15 protein-coding genes and 2 pseudogenes are annotated in these 16597 nt (G+C 66.7%); 5 read left to right on the top strand and 12 right to left on the bottom strand.

Features of this window, described 5'->3' with window-relative positions:
* The first annotated feature begins 151 nt into the window (after positions 1-151).
* Complete coding sequence (locus J1M38_RS03295; protein ID WP_206450611.1) at positions 152-2119, top strand: ATP-dependent endonuclease; 1968 nt, start codon at positions 152-154, stop codon at positions 2117-2119.
* A complete protein-coding gene (locus J1M38_RS03290; RefSeq protein ID WP_206450610.1) occupies positions 2116-4026 on the top strand; it encodes a UvrD-helicase domain-containing protein in 1911 nt (636 codons plus the stop codon). Before J1M38_RS03295 ends, J1M38_RS03290 begins: the two co-directional genes overlap by 4 nt.
* Positions 4027-4048: 22 nt before the next feature.
* Here the strand turns inward: J1M38_RS03290 and J1M38_RS03285 are convergent, their stop codons facing one another.
* The gene (locus J1M38_RS03285) at positions 4049-4645 is read right to left on the bottom strand and encodes a recombinase family protein (RefSeq protein WP_206450609.1); all 597 of its coding nucleotides are present in this window, start codon (positions 4643-4645) and stop codon (positions 4049-4051) included.
* 279 nt (positions 4646-4924) lie between these two features.
* Between J1M38_RS03285 and J1M38_RS03280 the strand changes: the two genes are divergently transcribed.
* From J1M38_RS03280 to J1M38_RS03270, 3 genes are all read left to right on the top strand, one after another.
* Entirely contained in the window at positions 4925-6391 is a 1467-nt protein-coding gene (locus tag J1M38_RS03280; protein WP_241246435.1) for an MFS transporter, read from the top strand.
* Positions 6392-6408: 17 nt separating this feature from the next.
* Positions 6409-6978 carry a TetR/AcrR family transcriptional regulator gene (locus tag J1M38_RS03275; RefSeq protein ID WP_241246434.1) on the top strand — a complete coding sequence of 190 codons (570 nt, stop codon included), beginning with the start codon at positions 6409-6411 and terminating at the stop codon, positions 6976-6978.
* Between the two features lie 267 nt (positions 6979-7245).
* Positions 7246-7872, top strand: a complete 627-nt coding sequence (locus tag J1M38_RS03270) for a DJ-1/PfpI family protein (protein ID WP_206450435.1) — start codon at positions 7246-7248, stop codon at positions 7870-7872.
* A 315-nt stretch (positions 7873-8187) separates the two neighbouring features.
* On the opposite strand, the pseudogene J1M38_RS03265 reads toward J1M38_RS03270, so the two are convergent.
* The 11 genes and pseudogenes from J1M38_RS03265 to J1M38_RS03215 all read right to left on the bottom strand — a co-directional run.
* Positions 8188-9069 (bottom strand): annotated as a pseudogene (locus tag J1M38_RS03265) (IS5 family transposase).
* Between the two features lie 48 nt (positions 9070-9117).
* A complete protein-coding gene (locus J1M38_RS03260; protein ID WP_123244365.1) occupies positions 9118-9390 on the bottom strand; it encodes a hypothetical protein in 273 nt (90 codons plus the stop codon).
* The gene (locus tag J1M38_RS03255; RefSeq protein WP_206450436.1) at positions 9387-10103 is read right to left on the bottom strand and encodes a DUF4145 domain-containing protein; all 717 of its coding nucleotides are present in this window, start codon (positions 10101-10103) and stop codon (positions 9387-9389) included. The genes J1M38_RS03260 and J1M38_RS03255 overlap by 4 nt, the downstream gene beginning before the upstream one ends.
* 10 nt (positions 10104-10113) lie before the next feature.
* A complete protein-coding gene (locus J1M38_RS03250) occupies positions 10114-10575 on the bottom strand; it encodes a hypothetical protein (protein WP_134377206.1) in 462 nt (153 codons plus the stop codon).
* Positions 10572-11351 (bottom strand): hypothetical protein, encoded by a 780-nt coding sequence (locus J1M38_RS03245; RefSeq protein WP_087114233.1) that lies wholly within the window; start codon positions 11349-11351, stop codon positions 10572-10574. The genes J1M38_RS03250 and J1M38_RS03245 overlap by 4 nt, the downstream gene beginning before the upstream one ends.
* Positions 11344-13113 carry a hypothetical protein gene (locus J1M38_RS03240; protein ID WP_179205923.1) on the bottom strand — a complete coding sequence of 590 codons (1770 nt, stop codon included), beginning with the start codon at positions 13111-13113 and terminating at the stop codon, positions 11344-11346. Before J1M38_RS03240 ends, J1M38_RS03245 begins: the two co-directional genes overlap by 8 nt.
* A 45-nt stretch (positions 13114-13158) precedes the next feature.
* A complete protein-coding gene (locus tag J1M38_RS03235) occupies positions 13159-13362 on the bottom strand; it encodes a hypothetical protein (protein ID WP_206450437.1) in 204 nt (67 codons plus the stop codon).
* Positions 13352-14200, bottom strand: a complete 849-nt coding sequence (locus J1M38_RS03230; RefSeq protein WP_206450438.1) for a glutaredoxin family protein — start codon at positions 14198-14200, stop codon at positions 13352-13354. The genes J1M38_RS03235 and J1M38_RS03230 overlap by 11 nt, the downstream gene beginning before the upstream one ends.
* Positions 14201-14296: 96 nt before the next feature.
* Entirely contained in the window at positions 14297-14851 is a 555-nt protein-coding gene (locus J1M38_RS03225) for a hypothetical protein (protein ID WP_087114229.1), read from the bottom strand.
* 4 nt (positions 14852-14855) lie between these two features.
* Entirely contained in the window at positions 14856-15491 is a 636-nt protein-coding gene (locus J1M38_RS03220) for an A24 family peptidase (protein WP_143741627.1), read from the bottom strand.
* Positions 15472-16597, bottom strand: a pseudogene (locus tag J1M38_RS03215) (hypothetical protein); the annotation flags it as partial. The gene J1M38_RS03220 and the pseudogene J1M38_RS03215, both read right to left, overlap by 20 nt.

The following is a 16597-nucleotide window of genomic DNA, read 5'->3' as shown; positions in this document are numbered from 1 at the left end:
GCCTTTCGACGGTGACCGCCCCATCATGCCCGCCCTAGCCAGCACAGCCGGCACGGGACGCGCTAGAGAGATCGACTTGCCCCAGAGACATGCGCTGGGGATCTCAGTTAGGTTTGTGGGACGGGCAAGCCTGCCCAGAGAGGCGGAGTCGATGCATCTAGAGCAGATCACCCTCACCAATTTTCAGTGTTATGGGCCTGAACCGCATACGATCACCTTCGACAAGCAACTGACCGCATTGCTGGGGGTAAACGGTTCCGGGAAGACAGCGGCGCTCCAGGCGCTACTCAGACTGTTTAGCGTCGTACCGGACCAGCGCGAGGTTCGCGTCGAAGATTTCCACGTCCCGAATGATGAAGCTGAAGCGGCGACAACCCGAACTCTTCGCATTGACGTAGTCTTCGCGTTCCCCGAGCTTGACATTGAACCATCCACCAACAGCAATGACGGTGCATCTGATGCGACCTCCACTGTGCCCGAGTTCTTTATGCAGATGGCAGCCAATTCCGAAGGTGCTCTCAAACTAAGAGTCGTTCTGGACGCCACCTGGACTGCCGATGGATCGGCTGGTGGGTTAATCGAAGATCAGCGTCGGATTGTCTATACTTTCGAGGACGAATTCGAGGATCAGTGTGTCGACCTGAAAGCATCGGACCGCAACCGCATACAAGCTGTATACGTCCCGGCAATCAGAGATGGCAGCCGGCAAGTCAGCGCGTTCCTCCGAGGTCGTCTATGGCGCGCGAGCATGTGGTCGGAAGGTTTTCGGGAACACATTGCGGGCGCTACTGACCAGTTATCTACCAAGTTCAGGACCGAGGCAGTCGTCGCCACCGTAACCGAGGCAATTGCTTCGCGCTGGAAAGAGCTCCATCATCTGTCTACTGACCAGACGCCGGCTTTCGAGCCGATTACCAGGGACATGACCGTCCTAGTCAGCAACGCAGAGATGCTTTTTGAACCATCACCCACGGGACGGGTGCGTCCGGCCCGCGAGCTAAGCGACGGCCAGCAGTCACTACTGCATATCGCTCTCACTACTGCCACACTCGACCTCGAGTCCCAGATTGCCCTAGGCCAGCATCAGGACAAGTTCGACATGACGGCCACCGCACTCCCCGCACTAACGATCTTGGCAATCGAGGAACCCGAAAACAACCTGTCACCGTACTTCCTATCCCGGGTTGTCGAGCAACTCATCGCCGTCACAAGGTCTGGCCGGGCCCAAGCTCTGATTTCCAGCCACTCAGCGAGCGTCATGGCTCGCGTCACGCCTGACCGCATCAGGCACTTCCGCATCGACGAGACCTCGAAATCAACCGCCGTAAGCAAAATTCTTCTTCCATCCGAAGCATCCGAAGCCGGAAAATACATACGTGAAGCCGTGCAAGCCCATCCAGAATTATATTTCGCGCGCTTTGTACTCCTCTGCGAGGGCACATCCGAAGAACTGGTTATCCCCAAGCTTGCAGCGGCACGTAACCTTCACGTTGATCAGTCATTTGTTGCCGTTGTCCCGCTTGGTGGACGACATACGAATCATTTTTGGCGCCTTCTCAATGAGCTCCGAATTCCACACGCAACACTCCTAGACCTTGATTACGGCCGTAACGGCGGCGGAGAAGGCCGTATCCGAGACGCCTGCAACCGTCTCATTGAGATCGGTCAGTCGCCGTTCGATGGCAGTAAAGCAATAGATGGTTTTACCTGTGTCGACGACATCAGTGGACTCAGCATGGACGAAATAAAGGCATGGCTCGGCCATCTTGAAAAGTGGTACGTGTACTTCTCGACACCGCTAGATCTCGACCTGCTAATGCTCGGGAGATATCCCGATCAGTACAAACGTCGTGAAGATGGTAAGACCGGACCCCGAAAGACAGGTGACCCACGCAACTCTGTTCTTGGCGACCCGGGCGACCGGCCTGATGTCGATCTATGGAAGAGCGAGGAGTGTGTCGATGACTTATATTGGTACCGCTATCTATTCTTGAGCGATTCCAAGCCCAGCACGCATCTTCGAGCACTCTCCTTAGTCCCGAAGGATGACCTCACTAAGCCGCCCCCGCCCCTCGGCCGTCTCCTAGACCGTATCGAGAAGGCGGTCATGCCGTCATGAACTTATCCTCTGAGCAGTGGATTCCTCGCGGCATCGATGACCTCGAGCCGGCTGCGTGGGACGCCCTGAGGGCCGAAACTGTTTCGGTAACGGCAGGCCCCGGTGCGGGAAAAACAGAATTCTTGGCACAGCGGGCGGGGTACCTTTTAGAAACAGGTATTTGCAGCCCGCCGCAAAAGATCTTGGCAATATCCTTTAAGCGATCCGCTGCTAGCAACCTACGAGATCGCGTTCAATCACGCTTGCCCGAGCATGCTCACCGGTTCAATTCGATGACGTTCGATGCATTCACCAAGTCAATAGTCGACCGGTTTCGGGCCCTGCTGCCGCGTGAATGGACGCTAGATCCCGATTACAATATCCGTTTCTCGTCCCCCCAAGAGGTTAAGGAGTTTTTGGCGGACATTGCAGCAGGACTAGACCGGGAGCATGCACAAGCTGTGTATGCACTCTCACCCGCCACGTTTCTACCCAATATTATCGGCGCGGCCGAACTCCCAGCCGATCCGTCTATGCAACCGGCACCGACCTCCGTTCAGGAATACGCCGCCCAACAGTGGTGGAGCCGCAAGTACCTGAACGCGGATGGGTCCGTCGTCGACTTCGTCATGTTAAACCGGCTAGCCGACCTTATCATTCGGACGAGCCCGCCTCTTCAGCGAGCTCTTCGGGTTACGTATCCGTTTGTCTTCATCGATGAATTCCAAGACACCACCTACGCCCAGTACTCGTTTCTCAAGACGGTTTTTTCCCCCGAAACCACGACCATGACGGTCGTCGGCGACCGTAAACAACGAATCATGGGCTGGGCCGGTGCACTCGACGATGCATTCGCTCAGTTCAACGCGGACTTCGCGTCCCAGAGCTTCACTCTCACCTCCAACTTCCGATCCACCCAGCAGCTCGTCGACCTGCAGCATCGTTTCGCGGTTCGCCTCGATCCCGATGTAGCACCACAGCAATCGCGTGTTGATGCAGGGGTGGGCGTGGCCCCCGTTGAAGTGTGGTCCTTCCGCACTGCCGAGCGCGAAGCGAACGCCATTGCCGCATGGATCGCCACAGACATAGAGACGACGGGCCGACGGCCCGCTGACTACGCCGTAATTGCCCGACAACGGGTCGACATGCTGGAACCCGAACTAGAGCGGGCATTGACAGCCAGTGGATTGCGACTTCGCAACGACGATGCACAAGTAGGCACTCGCAGACTGCAAGACCTTCTCACTGATGAGCTGGTACGACTCTTACTGGGCATTCTTGCACTTGCTACCAACAGAAGCGGCCAGCCTCAGGTCTGGCGTGACGTTACGGAAAGCCTGGGGCGGGTGCGCTCCAGTGGGCCAAGCATGAAACTCGGGAGAGAGATCGACGACGAGCTGACGGACTACCTCAAGGATCTGCGGACCTGGCTGGCGGTGACGCCCATCGGAACAGACTCATGTGGGGGTATACATGAGGAAATCGCCGCGTCTCTAACTCGAAAGTTAACGCAATTTGTGCGTACCGAAACGGCCGGGCACAAGCGGCTGTTCGGGGATAGACCTGGGGACCTTGATGTCACCCTTGAGGCATTCCGCATCCGGCTCGCGCAGACGCTCCTCCGTGTCGAGTCCTGGAGCTCAGTAGCCGAGACCTTTTTCGACCACGACGCCGTGGCCCTCTTGACCATTCACCGCAGCAAGGGGCTGGAGTACCCGACAGTCTTCTTCGTCGGCCTTGACAACGATCAGTGGTGGGCACACGCGCGAAACACTATCGAGTCCACCATGACATTCTTCGTGGGAGTGTCTCGGGCATCTGAGCGCTTGTTTTTCACCCAATGTGACCAGCGAGGCCCTCGGGCACCGCTTGGAGAAATTTATCAAGACCTGCAAGACGCAGGAGTGTCACTGATTCGGTTCGACTAGATGTGACGCTTCACCCAGCTGATCACTCGGAGCCAAGGCCTCCTCCGACTCTCGACTGCGTTCTGGACAGCGAGGTGTACAGGGTCTGCCGGCTGACCCCGAACGTGCGCGCCACTTCGGCCTTCGGGATCCCCATGTCGATCATCACGCGCGCCTGCTCCACGTCGGTGTCCGAGAGCTTCGGGGCCTGGACGTACTTGCCGCGGGCTTTGGCTAGGGCGATGCCCTCGGCCTGGCGCTCCTTGATCCGCCGGCGCTCGAACTCCGCGAACGCCGCCAAGATGCCCAGCATGAGCCCATCCACTGGGGAGGTGCCGGACTTGTCCACGGTGATCCGCTCGGACACGAACTGGACCGCGCACCCCTTGTCTGTGAGGTCGTCCACGATCGCGTACAGGTCCCGGGTGTCTCGGCCGAGCCGGTCCATCGAGGCGACCTTCACCAGGTCCCCCTCCCGGACGTACGCCATCAGCTCGGCCAACCCGGTGCGCTTGGCCCGAGAGCTGCCGGAGATCTTGTCTTCGAAGATGCGGTCGCACTCCCCCACCGCCTCCAGCTGCCGGCCCAGGTTCTGCTCCGCCGAGCTCACCCGCACGTAGGCCACAGTCTGTCCAACCACGTCCTAGACCCTCCGACACTTCTGTCTAACGGCCCGGTCTGGGACCTTATCTGACGTGATGGTCTCGTGGGAGGCAGGGGTGTGTAAAGGGGTATACCCGGCTTGACGCCGGGATGGGGCAATGAACACCCAGCTGGATTGTGAGGCATCCCTCTGTCGGAGCGTTGACGTTTACTTTACTACCCTGTTAGTATAGTTTCGTTGATGCGACTACAGGCAGAGGACAGGGGTACAACAGTGAACGACGTTGGATCATCGCCGCGGCGGTGGTGGCTGCTCATGACCGTGGGGGCCGGCCTGCTACTCATCACCCTCGACAATTCGATCCTCTACACCGCCTTGCCTACGTTGACCGCAGACCTCGGCGCGTCCGGATCCTCGACACTGTGGATCATCAACGCCTACCCCCTGGTCATGGCTGGCCTCCTCTTGGGAGCAGGCACACTGGGCGATCGCATCGGCCACCGCCGAATGTTCGTCGTCGGCCTGTGGATCTTCGGTGCCGCATCACTGGCAGCGGCACTCTCGCCCACCCCTGCCTTCCTGATCGGCGCCAGGGCACTCCTCGCTGTGGGGGCCGCAGCGATGATGCCCGCCACGCTTGCTCTGATCCGCCTCGCGTTCAACGATCCTCGTGAGCGCAACATTGCCATCGCCATCTGGGGGAGCCTGTCGATCGCGGGGGCAGCGCTCGGACCCATTCTCGGCGGCGCCCTTCTCGAACGGTTCTGGTGGGGATCTGTTTTCCTCATCAATGTCCCCGTTGTTGTCATCGCACTTGTGGCGACCGCAATCATCGCGCCGCACAACGATCCCGATCCGTCGAAGAAGTGGGATCTCGTCTCATCCCTCTATGCGATGGTCGGGCTGGTGGGCACCGTGCTCGTCATCAAGGAACTGGCCCATATTCCACAGAACTGGGTTCTGATCGCAGGGGCGCTGGCGTCAGCAGTCATCGGGTTCGTCCTCTTCGTGCGACGCCAGGGCCGATTGGAAGAACCACTCATCGAGTTCTCCATCTTCCGCAACCGCGCCTTCGCTGGCGGCTCTCTGGCAGCCTTCTTCGCGATGTTCACCATCGCTGGCGCCCAGCTCGCGACCACACAGCGCTTCCAGCTCGTCGAGGGCTTCACCCCCCTGCAAGCAGGCCTTCTAGTCGCAGCCATCGCGCTTGGCGCCCTGCCCTCAGGTGTCCTAGGGGCCGCGATCCTGCATATCGTGGGCCTGCGGATCATTATCTCCGGCAGCCTCGCCATCGCCGCCCTAGGACTAGCTCTCGCCGTGCTGGCCTCTGCGAACGGATCACTACCCCTGCTGGTCGTCAGCTTCATCGTGACCGGCTTCGGCCTGGGCGGCACCTGCGCCGTCGCTTCCGCCGCCATTATGGGCAACGCGCCTCCGCGAAAGGCCGGCATGGCGGCCTCGATCGAAGAAGTCTCCTACGAGATGGGCTCCCTCTCGGCTGTAGCACTCCTCGGGAGCCTCCTGACCTTCGTCTACGCCACAGTCGTCCGACTCCCGGATGGCACTCCCGCCGCAGCGGGGGAGAGCATTGCCGATGCCCTCGGGATCGCCGACGGAGATCTCGACGTGATCGCAGCCGCCACCTCCGCCTACGACACGGCCTATTTGGTCACGATGATCGTCCTCGCTGTCATGCTGGCTAGTGGAGCCGCTCTGACCAATCGGCTGCTCCGCGCTTACGGGCGCGGCAGCGAGGCAATGGAGTACGCCGAAAACCACTGAACCAATCGGAGGGGCGCATGATGGTGCGTGAGAGCAAGAAGACCATGATCCTCGACGCCGCGATCCAAGTGATCGAGGAAGACGGGATCACAGCAGTCACGTTTGACTCTGTCGCGGCCGCTGCGGGGATCACCAGGGCCGGGATCATCTACCACTTCCCATCACGAGACGACTTGATCGCTGCGATCCACCAGAGACTCGCTGATCGCTGGGAGCGGCAGTTAGAGATCGCCTGTGGAAAGCCGACCGCTGAGGCAACGTCGATGGAGCGCCTGACCGCCTACATACTCACTTGTTCGACAGCCGCCTCCCGCGCCGAGTTCCAGATGATTCTCGACAGCCAGCACACCCAGCACAAGGCGATCTGGGAAGACCTCATCGACCGATGGACCGGACGTAGCGAACGAGACGAAGCTGAGCGCGACCAGATGACCTCGCTCGCCCTGCTCGCTGCTGACGGGCTCTGGGTCAACGACCTGATCGGAAGCAGGCCCATCTCACAGGACCACCGGAGTGAAACCGCAAAGCAGATCATCGCGCTACTCCAGAATGACGTCCATGAATCCGAGGCCAAGCCCAACGGGTAAGCGAGCCAGCGCGCGGTTGGAGAAGGCCGGATCGACGAATCCGTCGAGCGCGATGATGGGCAACCCTGTCAAGCAAGATCGCACCCTGGCACCTCTGTCCAGCAGCACCCAACTGGCTCTGACACATGCGCCTAGTGGGTATACCCGACTTGACGGCGCGGGGCTGGCCCAACGAGGACTCGGCACCGGGGATAGCGCAGCGAATCATCCTCCACCGAACCCGGCGTTCAACACCCTGTGCTGCCGGCCGGTGCGAGGATGGGCGACATGACGGCGACTCCCCCGGCACCACGTCGTGTCTGCATCGTGCTCTTCGAGGGCTTCGAACTGCTGGATGTCTTCGGCCCCGCCGAGCTCTTCGGGCTGGTCCCACAAGTGAGCGTGGAGTACGTCGGCCCTCAGCCCGGCCCGGTCACCAGCTCCCACGGCGCCCAGGTCGTCGCAGACCTCGCCTACGCACACCTCGCCCAGCCCGGCATCCTGCTGGTCCCCGGCGGCCAGGGGACCCGGCGGCTCGTGCACGACCAGGAGTTCCTCACTTGGTTGCGGCATGTGGCCGGCACAGCGCAGATCCTCGCCTCCGTGTGCACCGGTTCGGCTCTCCTCGCCGCGGCCGGTCTGCTCGAGGGCCATCAGGCGACCTCGAACAAACGTGCCTTCACGTGGGCCGCCGGCTTCGGCACGCACGTGGACTGGAAGGCACAGGCCCGGTGGGTCCAGGACAGGAACCGGTGGACGTCCTCTGGTGTAGCCGCAGGCATGGACATGACCGCCGCACTGATCACCGAGCTGCATGGCGAGGCCGTCGCCGAAGCGGCCACACGCCGCGCAGAGTACGAGCCCCACACGGACAGCTCCCGGGACCCGTTCGCCGCCCGCCACGGCTTGAGCTGATCTCTTCCCTTCCGACCCCATGGCGGCGACCCGGACTACCCCGAGCCGTCGTCGTTGCCTCCCACGACCGGTGGCTCCCACATCGTGTCGCACTCCTCTCCCTTCGGGCCTCACCGACGTGCGCCGGCGACGTGCCCCAGGGGCATGTTCTCCTGCGCCGGTCCATCCACAGGACCACGCGGACACCTGTCCAGCGCACGCCGGCTGACGTACCAGCGTGGTCCCGCAGGGTCCTCGACAGGGGGTGGTGTCCGCTCGAGGCCGGGCGGGCACCTCCAACTGCTTCCGCCACGGGGTGGGGCCTAGGGCGTGTTGCTAAAGGATGGTCGCTAGCCAGTGGAGCGTCGCGGCGAGACTGAGCCCGGCGTGATAGTTCCGGGCGTACTTGTCCGAGCGCATCGCGATCCCTCGCCACTGCTTGAGCCGGTTGAAGCACCGCTCCACGACATTGCGGCCCCGGTAGCGCTGGCGCTGGTCTTCGGTGAAGTCGATCGGCCGGCCCGGGCGTCTGCGCCGGTGCGCGATCTGGTCGGCCCGCTCGGGGATCGTGGCCGCGATGCCATGCCGGCGCAGCCAAGCCCGGTTCGCCTTCGAGGGGTAGCCCTTGTCCGCGATCAGTCTCTGCGGGCGTGTCCTGGGCCGGCCACGGGCTCCGGCAACGCTGATCTGCTCCAGCGTGGTGGTCAGCATCGAGGTGTCCGCGACCTGGCCGCCGGTCACCACGAACGCCAGAGCCCGTCCCTTGCCGTCACAGACCAGATGATTCTTCGTCGTCAGGCCACCACGGGAACGTCCGATCGCATGATCAGCCGGCTCGTCCCCTGATTTCTTGTAGTTCATCCAGGCCCCCTGTGGTGCGGGGCAGGGTCGCACCGTGCTGATGGACGCGCACGATCGTGGAATCGATTGAGGCGACCCAGTCCAGTTCCCCGGCCGCCTGCGTCATGGACTGGGTCTTCTCCAGCACCTGCTCCCACACGCCCTGGGCAGCCCACCGGTTGAAGTTCTTGTAGATCGTGTTCCAGTTCCCGAACCTCTCGGGCAGATCCCGCCACGGCGCCCCGCTGCGGGATCTGCCCGAGAGGTGGCCTCCACGACCGTGCGCCGATCCACGGGCGGGCGCCCGGTGGTCTTCGCTTCCGGGAGCAGTGGGCCGATCACGGCCCAGACCTCGTCTGAGATCACGTCACGCGACATCCCTCAAGACTGAGGCATCGACCCCTTGGAACCCTTTAGCAACACGCCCTAGCCGTGCGTGCGCCCGTAGGGGGCGCGCCAGGCCGATTCTTCTGCCCGAATGCGGGTGACCCACCCAGCGGGCACCCATGCCTGCAACCGTTCGGTGCTGGGCGGCTCCTCCCAGGCGATCAGCACATGGGTGCTCGACCAGCGGGCAGCCATCGCATCGACCCGTCCCCGGTCGGGGAGCATGACCCGCACGTAGGGGGCGTCCTGGTAGAGCGCGGAGTGGACCTCCTCGGGGCTGCGGAAGGCCGGCGGCTCGTAGACCGGGATCACGACGCCGCGCGCGGGCCGCGGGCGGCGTCGTGGCGAGCCTTGCGGGCCGCGCGCATGCTGGCCTTCTGGGCCGGCTGCTCGTAGAGGACGAAGGCGGCCTCCCAGAGCAGCTCGGCGACGTCGGCGATCTCCTCGGCGGCGTACTGCACGCCGGCATGGATGCTGTCGTTGCCCACGATGCGGGACTCGTGCAGGTCCTCCAGCACCTCGGCGTCCAGCCGCGGGGTCAGGCTGTTGATCTTGGCCTTGAGGTCCCGGCCGGTGCCGCCCTGGTCCTTGACCATCTCCTCGGTGGCCGCGCGGTAGAGCACGCCGGCGGCGCGCAGTGCCCCGGCGTCCTCGCAGATGCTGGCCTCCTCGTAGAGCGAGGCGACGCCCGCTGGGGCGGCCTCGGGTAGCTGCCGCGGGGGCTTGGCCGGGACGATCATCGTCCGTCTGACGCGCTCCAGAGACGGATGCCCGGCGGCGTCGGTTTCGACCTTCTGCCAGTGCTCGAGGAAGGCGATCGGTCCCTGGCAGAACTGGCAGGCGTAGCCCGCGATCGTGTCCCTCGCCTCGGGCATACGGGCCGCCGAGGCCGGATCCACGGAGGAGCGTCGCGCGTAGTTGATGTCCCACCGCGGGCTGACCTGGATCTTGCCGGCGTAGGTCGCGGCCACATGGTGCCCGCAGTGGGGGCAGAGGCCGGTGCCGTCGGTGAAGTCCTCGCTCATGCCGGTCAGTCTAGGGGCGGGCTCCGCGCGTCTGGGCCTGCTCACGCTGGGCCACACGCGCGCTGTGCAGCGCTCCGGGGCGGGGGGAGGTCTCGTGCTTGAAGGCCAGGTAGTCGACGACGTCAGGCTCGCACCAGAGCCGGCCGCGGGTGACCGGCTCGGGGAACTGGCGGTCGCGCTGGCGCAGGGAGCGGGCCGAGCGCTCGGCCACGCCCAGCAGCTCGTTGACCCGCGGCTCGGCGATCAGGCCGATCACCCGCGGGTCCAGGCCCGCCTCGTGCAGCTCGGTGGCCGCACTGGCCGCGCGGTGGCGCACGGCGGTGGTGGCCGCCTCGTAGGAGTTGGCCCCGGCCGCGCGGGCGAGGATGTCCAGCAGTGCCGCGGGGGGCCGGTAGGGGCCCTGGTGGGCGTGGGGGTCCAGGGCCTCGTCCCACCGGCGTGCCGGCGGGGCCGGCTTCTCGTGCTGATTCATCCCCATCGGGTGCGTCCTCCTCGTCGTCCCCACCGGCGGGCGCCGGCCTCATCCTGGGCCACGCGTTCCTCCTTGGAGCGCACGGCGTTGAAGCTGGTCACGGACAGTCCCACCAGCTGGCCCTGCGTGACGGCGTCGCGGGCGTAGCGGTCGCCCATCTGGGAGGCGATCCATCCGCCCATGTCCCCGCCGTTGCGGTCGCGCACGTCGGAGACGACGTCGGCGGCCAGGTAGCCGCCCTTGGAGCCGACGTCGAAGGTGCGGGTGCGGCCGCCGCCGATGTCCACGGTGGCGCGGATGTGCACGCGCTTGTCCTGGTGGCGGGCGCCGCGGGCGACGTTGACGATGGACATGCGGGCCGCGTGCAGGCCGGCCCCGCGCTCGGGCGATCCGACGGTCTTGGGCAGCTGGATCCGCACGATGCGGTTGCCGTCGGGCAGGTGGGTGGTCGTGGTGGAGTGGCGGGTCAGGGAGGGCCCGCGCCGGGTGTCCTTGGGGACCACGGTGGGCTTCTTGGCACCTCGCTTGGCTCGCACGGGCACGAGCTTGCCGGCGGCGTTGCGTCGACGCCGGGGTGCCTTGGAGACGGCGCCGGTCTCGTGTAGCTCGGTCAGCGCGTCCCGGTAGGACTCACCCGAGGTCTCCCCGCGGGCGATCTTCTGCATCATGCGCGGGGAGCGGTTCATGGCCGCGCCGAGTTCGGCCCAGGTGAGTCCGTAGGCCGAGCGCACCCGGGTGACGAGCTCGGCGGGGCTCAGCTGTGCCGGGTCACTCACCGTCGGCCTCCTGCTCGTCGTCGCCGGGCAGGTAGTCCGTCCCGTCGACGGGGGCGGCCTGCATCTCGTATTCGGAGTAGGCGGCGTCCACGCCCAGGCGCGCGGCCTTGGCGCGCAGCCTGTTGCGGGCGGTCTCGTCGGCGGGAATCTTCAGCGGTCCGGGGACGTAGCCCTGGAGGCGCATGCGTCCCACCCGGCCGTCATCGCCGCCGCCACGTTCCTCGGTCAGGGACCAGGAGGGGACCTCGGTGGTGTAGATCGCGTCGCCGCGCACGCCCAGCAGGGTGTGGGCCGGCACGTGCAGGGCCCCGCCCTGGAGGCCACCGGCCATGGGTCCGGAGAGCATGCGCGCCCGGGCCCGGCCCCAGACCTGCACGGCGAACTCGGGGTGGTAGTAGCGCTGAGCCTGGCCGTCGAAGCGCGGCTTGGTGGTCCAGATGAAGGCCTTGCCGTGCTGCTTGACGTCGGGGGCGTTGGCCGGGACCTCCTTGGGGTCGAAGGTGATGTGGGTCTGCACGCGCCCGCGGGCCGCGAAGTTGCCGATCGTGTTGATCAGGATCGAGCGCAGTGCCGCGGAGACGGCGGTCTTGATGATCTCGTCCATCAGCGGGTCGCCGGCGACGGCGGCGCGAGCCTTGACCAGGTTGTCCTTCCAGGTGTCCAGCGGGCGTGCACGCACGCGCCGGTCGCGGTCGCGGGCGCCGGGGACATCGGTGGTGAACGCGACGGACTCGATGGGGTCCAGCTGCCAGCCGTGGCGGGCGGCGACGAAGAACTCGGCGGCGTCGATCCAGGCGCTCCCGGTGGCGCCGGGGCGGTTGGGCCAGTACCAGCCCTCGGAAGCCTTCTCGTGCTGGACGCCGATCAGGCCGATGTGGTCCCAGGTGTCGGGGACCTTGAACTGCACGTGCACGCGAGCGCGGGCGTAGGGGTTCTCCCGGAGCATGTCCGCGGTGTCGTCGCGGCGCAGCCGGTACCCGGGGCCGATGCCCAGCTCACTGCACATGGCTCCGTACATGAAGCGGCCGTCGACGTAGGCGAAGCCGTCGATCTTGGGGGTCTTCGCCGGGTCGTGCAGGGGGATGCAGTCCGGGTGAGTGTCCGAGGAGGATCCGGCCACGAGGTGCTCGACGTGGTGCTGGCCGGAGGTGCGGTGCAGCTCCTCGGCGATGTCCTCGGTCAGCGGGTACGGCTCGAGGTTCTTCGGCAGGGTCAGGGCCCAGAGGTTGGCGCCGGTGGCGGTGGGGCTGTCCATGAGCTTGGCTCCGCGGAAGTGCGCACCGATGATGCCTTCGGTGGCCTGCCAGGCCAGGCGGGCCTGATCCGGGCTCAGCGGAGCGTCGCCGAACCACCCGGAGACGAACTGCACCAGCATGCGCTTGCCGGTCTGGCGGTGCTCGAAACGGCCGGTGGCCGGGGAGCCGAGGTTGTGTCCTCCGTCGAGCCAGCCGGGAGTCTGCACCAGCAGCCAGTGGCGCTTGCCCGGCGTGACCACCGGGGTCTTGCCCGTGAAGAAGATCCGGTCCGCACCGACGGCGGCCGCAGTGTCGAGCATGTCGGTGAGGTTCGGGTTCTTCCGACGCGGGCCGATCTTCGGCGGCACCGCCTGCCCGTTGTCCAACACGCCCCGGCCCGTGGTGTAGTCCGCCCACAGGTTCTTGCGGGCGGCGAGGTTGCGGTAGGCCACGGGGCGGAACGTGGTGGGGGTGTTGTCGCGCAGGCCAGCGCGACCTCCGGGACGCTCGCGGTTGGAGTAGGCCATGGGGACCTCCGGTCGATCTGACAGTTAGAGCAATCCTACATTGCTCTAAGCCTCCTCGGTAGGGAGCAGGTCCAGCGCGTCGAGCTGGCCGGGCAGCACCGCGGGCGGGGACGTGTCGTGGAGATCGTCGGTGCCGGCCTCCGGGGTCGGTTGGCCGGCGTGGGCCAGCAGGGCGAGCTCGGCGGCCAGGGTGTAGGCGCCGCAGTGGCGGCTGCGGTGGCGGGCCAGGCGGCGACGGTCACCTGGCATGGGCCATCTCCGTCTCCAGGGAGCTGCGCCAGAGCGAGGTGTGCACCACGGTGGAGCCGGCGGCCAGGGACTGGCCGAGGTGGTGGGCGATGCCGTGGCAGGAGACGGACAGGTGGATCCCGACGGAGCGGCCCAGGCGATGGATGCCCAGCAGGAGGTTCTCGGCGACGTCGGCCTCGTGCTCCCCGGCCGGGGCGAGGTCGGCCCAGCGCTGGCGCAGATGGGCGTAGTCGTCCAGGACGAGCACGATGGGCTGGAAGGGCTCGGGGCTCTCCTGGGCGAGGGAGGCGACCTCCACCAGGTGGTAGCGCTCGCGCATCAGCTCGCTGGCGGCACGGATGCGCTCGAGCTGGTCGCTGACGTCGGCGGTGACCACCTGCGCGTACCGATGGTCCTCGACCTTGTCCAGCTCCCCGGGCAGGCCCAGGCCCCAGGCCTGCCAGCCCACAGAGACCGCGGTCTCCATGATCCCGCGCTGGATCACGCTCTTGCCGCTGTCGCGGTCGCCGATGATCAGCAGGTGACCCTGGTGGGGGTCCCAGAGCACGTGCTCTCCGGCCTCGACGGGGCCCAGGTCGATCGTGGCCTGCATGTCGGCGGCCGGCGCGGCCTCTGGGGCCGGGGAGGCGTAGCGGTCGGGGAGGTAGCCGTGCCAGTGCTCCCCGGTGGCCTCGTCCACGGTGACCGGCGCGCGGAAGTAGCCCATCTTGCGCAGCTTCTCGACGGCCGCGGGGTCCTGGGAGACGTCGACGAGGGTGTGCGGGATCTTGTGGGCGCGCAGGTGGGCCTTCACTGCCATGCAGGGGCCGCAACCGGGGCTGGTGTAGATCGTGTACATGGGTGCTCCTCGGTCAGGGAGATGGTCGGGGCCGTGGCCGGCCCTCACTTCCCATAAGGCCGGCATCCGGCGCTGATGTCCCTCCCCGTTCCGGGGTCAGATTTCATGCGCCGGGTGCAGCAGCAACGCGTCGGCGGGGATCGTCGAGGTGTGCTCGAGGTGCCCGACCTCGAGGCCGGCGGCCAGCAGGGCCTGGACCGCGGGATGGTCCTCGGCCAGGTCCTGGAGGAGGACCAGGGGGACGTGTCGCGGAGATGCGGCCGGCGCCGCTTCCTCGGCCGGCGCGGCCGGCAGCGGCGACTCCGTCGCACCATCCGCGGCGAGGGTGCCTTCTGGCTCGGCTTCTGGCGTGGGTTGTGGCGTGGAGTCCAGGCCGGCCTTCCGTTGCAGGCGGGCGAGGTCGGCGTGGCGGGCCGGGGGCAGCTTGGCGGTCTCGAGCAGCTCGAGGGCGCGGGTGAGTCCGGTGTGGTCGCCGCTGGCGAGCCAGGTGGCCACGATCAGGCCCACGCGACCGGCCTTGCCGGAGTCGTGGCCAGGGTCGCCGGGAACAGGGTGGGCCGCGGTGAGGTCGTCGAGCTGGGCGTGCTTGAGCCCGGCGGTGAGCAGGCCGGTCAGCGCACGGCGGTCGCGGGCGGAGAAGGTGCGGGGCACCTGGTCAGGATGCCAGGTAGCCCAGGACGGCGAGCAAGGCGAGCACGTGCCCGGCGACGAGGTACGGGGCCATGGGCACGCGAGTCTTGCGCTGGCCGCGCAGCAGGGCCGGTACCGCACCGAACAGGGCGGCGAGCACGTAGCTGGCCAGGATGGCCAGCACCCAGGCACCGGGGCCGTGGGCGCCGATGGCCAGGGCGGCCACGGTGACGAGCTTGACGTCGCCCATGCCGGTGCCGCCGATCAGGTGCATCACCATCAGCACGACGGCGGCGATCACGGTGACCACCAGCCCCTGGAGGGCCCAGGCGCCGTAGCCGGTGACCAGCAGCCCCACCGCGGCGCCGAGGTTGATGGCGCCCAGGGCGGCCACGGCCCAGTTCGGGATGAGCCGGTGGGCCCGGTCCACGCGCGCCATGTAGATGCCCAGGCAGGCCAGGGCGATCAGGGCGAGCGCGGCGTGGACCATGAGCACGGGCAGCCCGGCGACCGCGGCGCCGGCGATGCCCAGCAGGGCAGCCAGGGCCCCGCCGGGGCCGATCAGGGTGCGCACCGTCCGCGGCGGCACCGTGTAGGGCGCCGGCGCGGGGTCGGTGGCCGCGGGGGACGTGTCGTGGAGATCAGGCGACACGGTAGCCATGGGCCCGCAGCTCCTCGATCAGGGCGGTGGTCTCCACCTCGGGCTCGAGGTCCTCCTCGAAGGACTCCAGGTAGGAGTAGAGCTTCTCGATCAGGCGGGTGACCTCGGTGTGGTTGCCGGCGGCGGCCTCGGTGACCAGAGCGTCGCGCCAGGCGGCCTCGTTGGCGGGGTCGATCGCGCGGCCGACGCGGGCGGCCAGCTGGGCGTGCTCGCGGTGGCCGGCGGCCAGGGAGCGGGCCACGAGCTCGTGGGCGGCGTCGCAGATGGTCTGGACCATCTCCTGGACCAGGGCCTCGGCCCAGGCGACGTTGGAGGCCTTGGCGTGCTCGAAGGGCACTCCCCTCACCAGACGCATGGCGGCGACCAGGGCGGGGGTGGAGGCCTTCACGGGGTCATCGCCGATCAGGGACTGCACGACCTGCCAGTCGGTGAGCACGTCCTCGTGGACGCGGTAGCCCTCGCTGCCCACGGCGGGCAGGTAGGGGGTGCCGTCCGCGGCCTGGCCGAGCAGGCGGCGGGTCTGGCTGGTGAGCTTGTTGCGGTTGCTGGAGGCGGACTTGCCGTCGGAGCGCTGGGTGGGCCAGAACGCGGCGTGGACGGCCTCGGCGCTCGCGCCGGGGTGCAGGGCCAGGTAGGCGGCCAGGGCGACGCAGCGGGCGGTCTGGGTCGTCGAGACCTCGCCGGTGGCCGCGGTGACGGGGGCCTGGCCCTGGGCGCCGACGAGCTTGAGCTCGCCGAGCATCAGGATCATCGGGGCCTGGGTGGTGGCCTGCTCCAGCAGGTGTGCGGCGTCCAGGTCGATCTGCTTCTGCGGGTCGGTCGAGGCCAGCTGCTCGGGGGCGGCGTCCTTCTCGTCCTCGTCCTCGTCCTCCGCGGGGGACGTGTCGTGGAGATCGGTGGCCGCCTCCTGCTGCGCCGGCTCGGCGGTCGCGGCCGGCTCGGGCTCGGGCTCGGGCTCGGCGGGTCCTGCGGTCTCGGTGACTGCGACGACGGCCGGGGTCTGGTCCTGGGGCTCGGGGGTGATGTCCTCGGGCTCGGTCGGCACGGCGGCCGCCGCGGCCTGGTCCTGGCTCTCCTCGTCCTCGTCCTCGTCCATGGTGTCGTGC

The sequence above is a fragment of the Micrococcus sp. KRD070 genome, from assembly GCF_017168435.1.
Taxonomy (GTDB): domain Bacteria; phylum Actinomycetota; class Actinomycetes; order Actinomycetales; family Micrococcaceae; genus Micrococcus; species Micrococcus luteus.
This window is presented reverse-complemented; position numbering and strand designations above follow the sequence as displayed.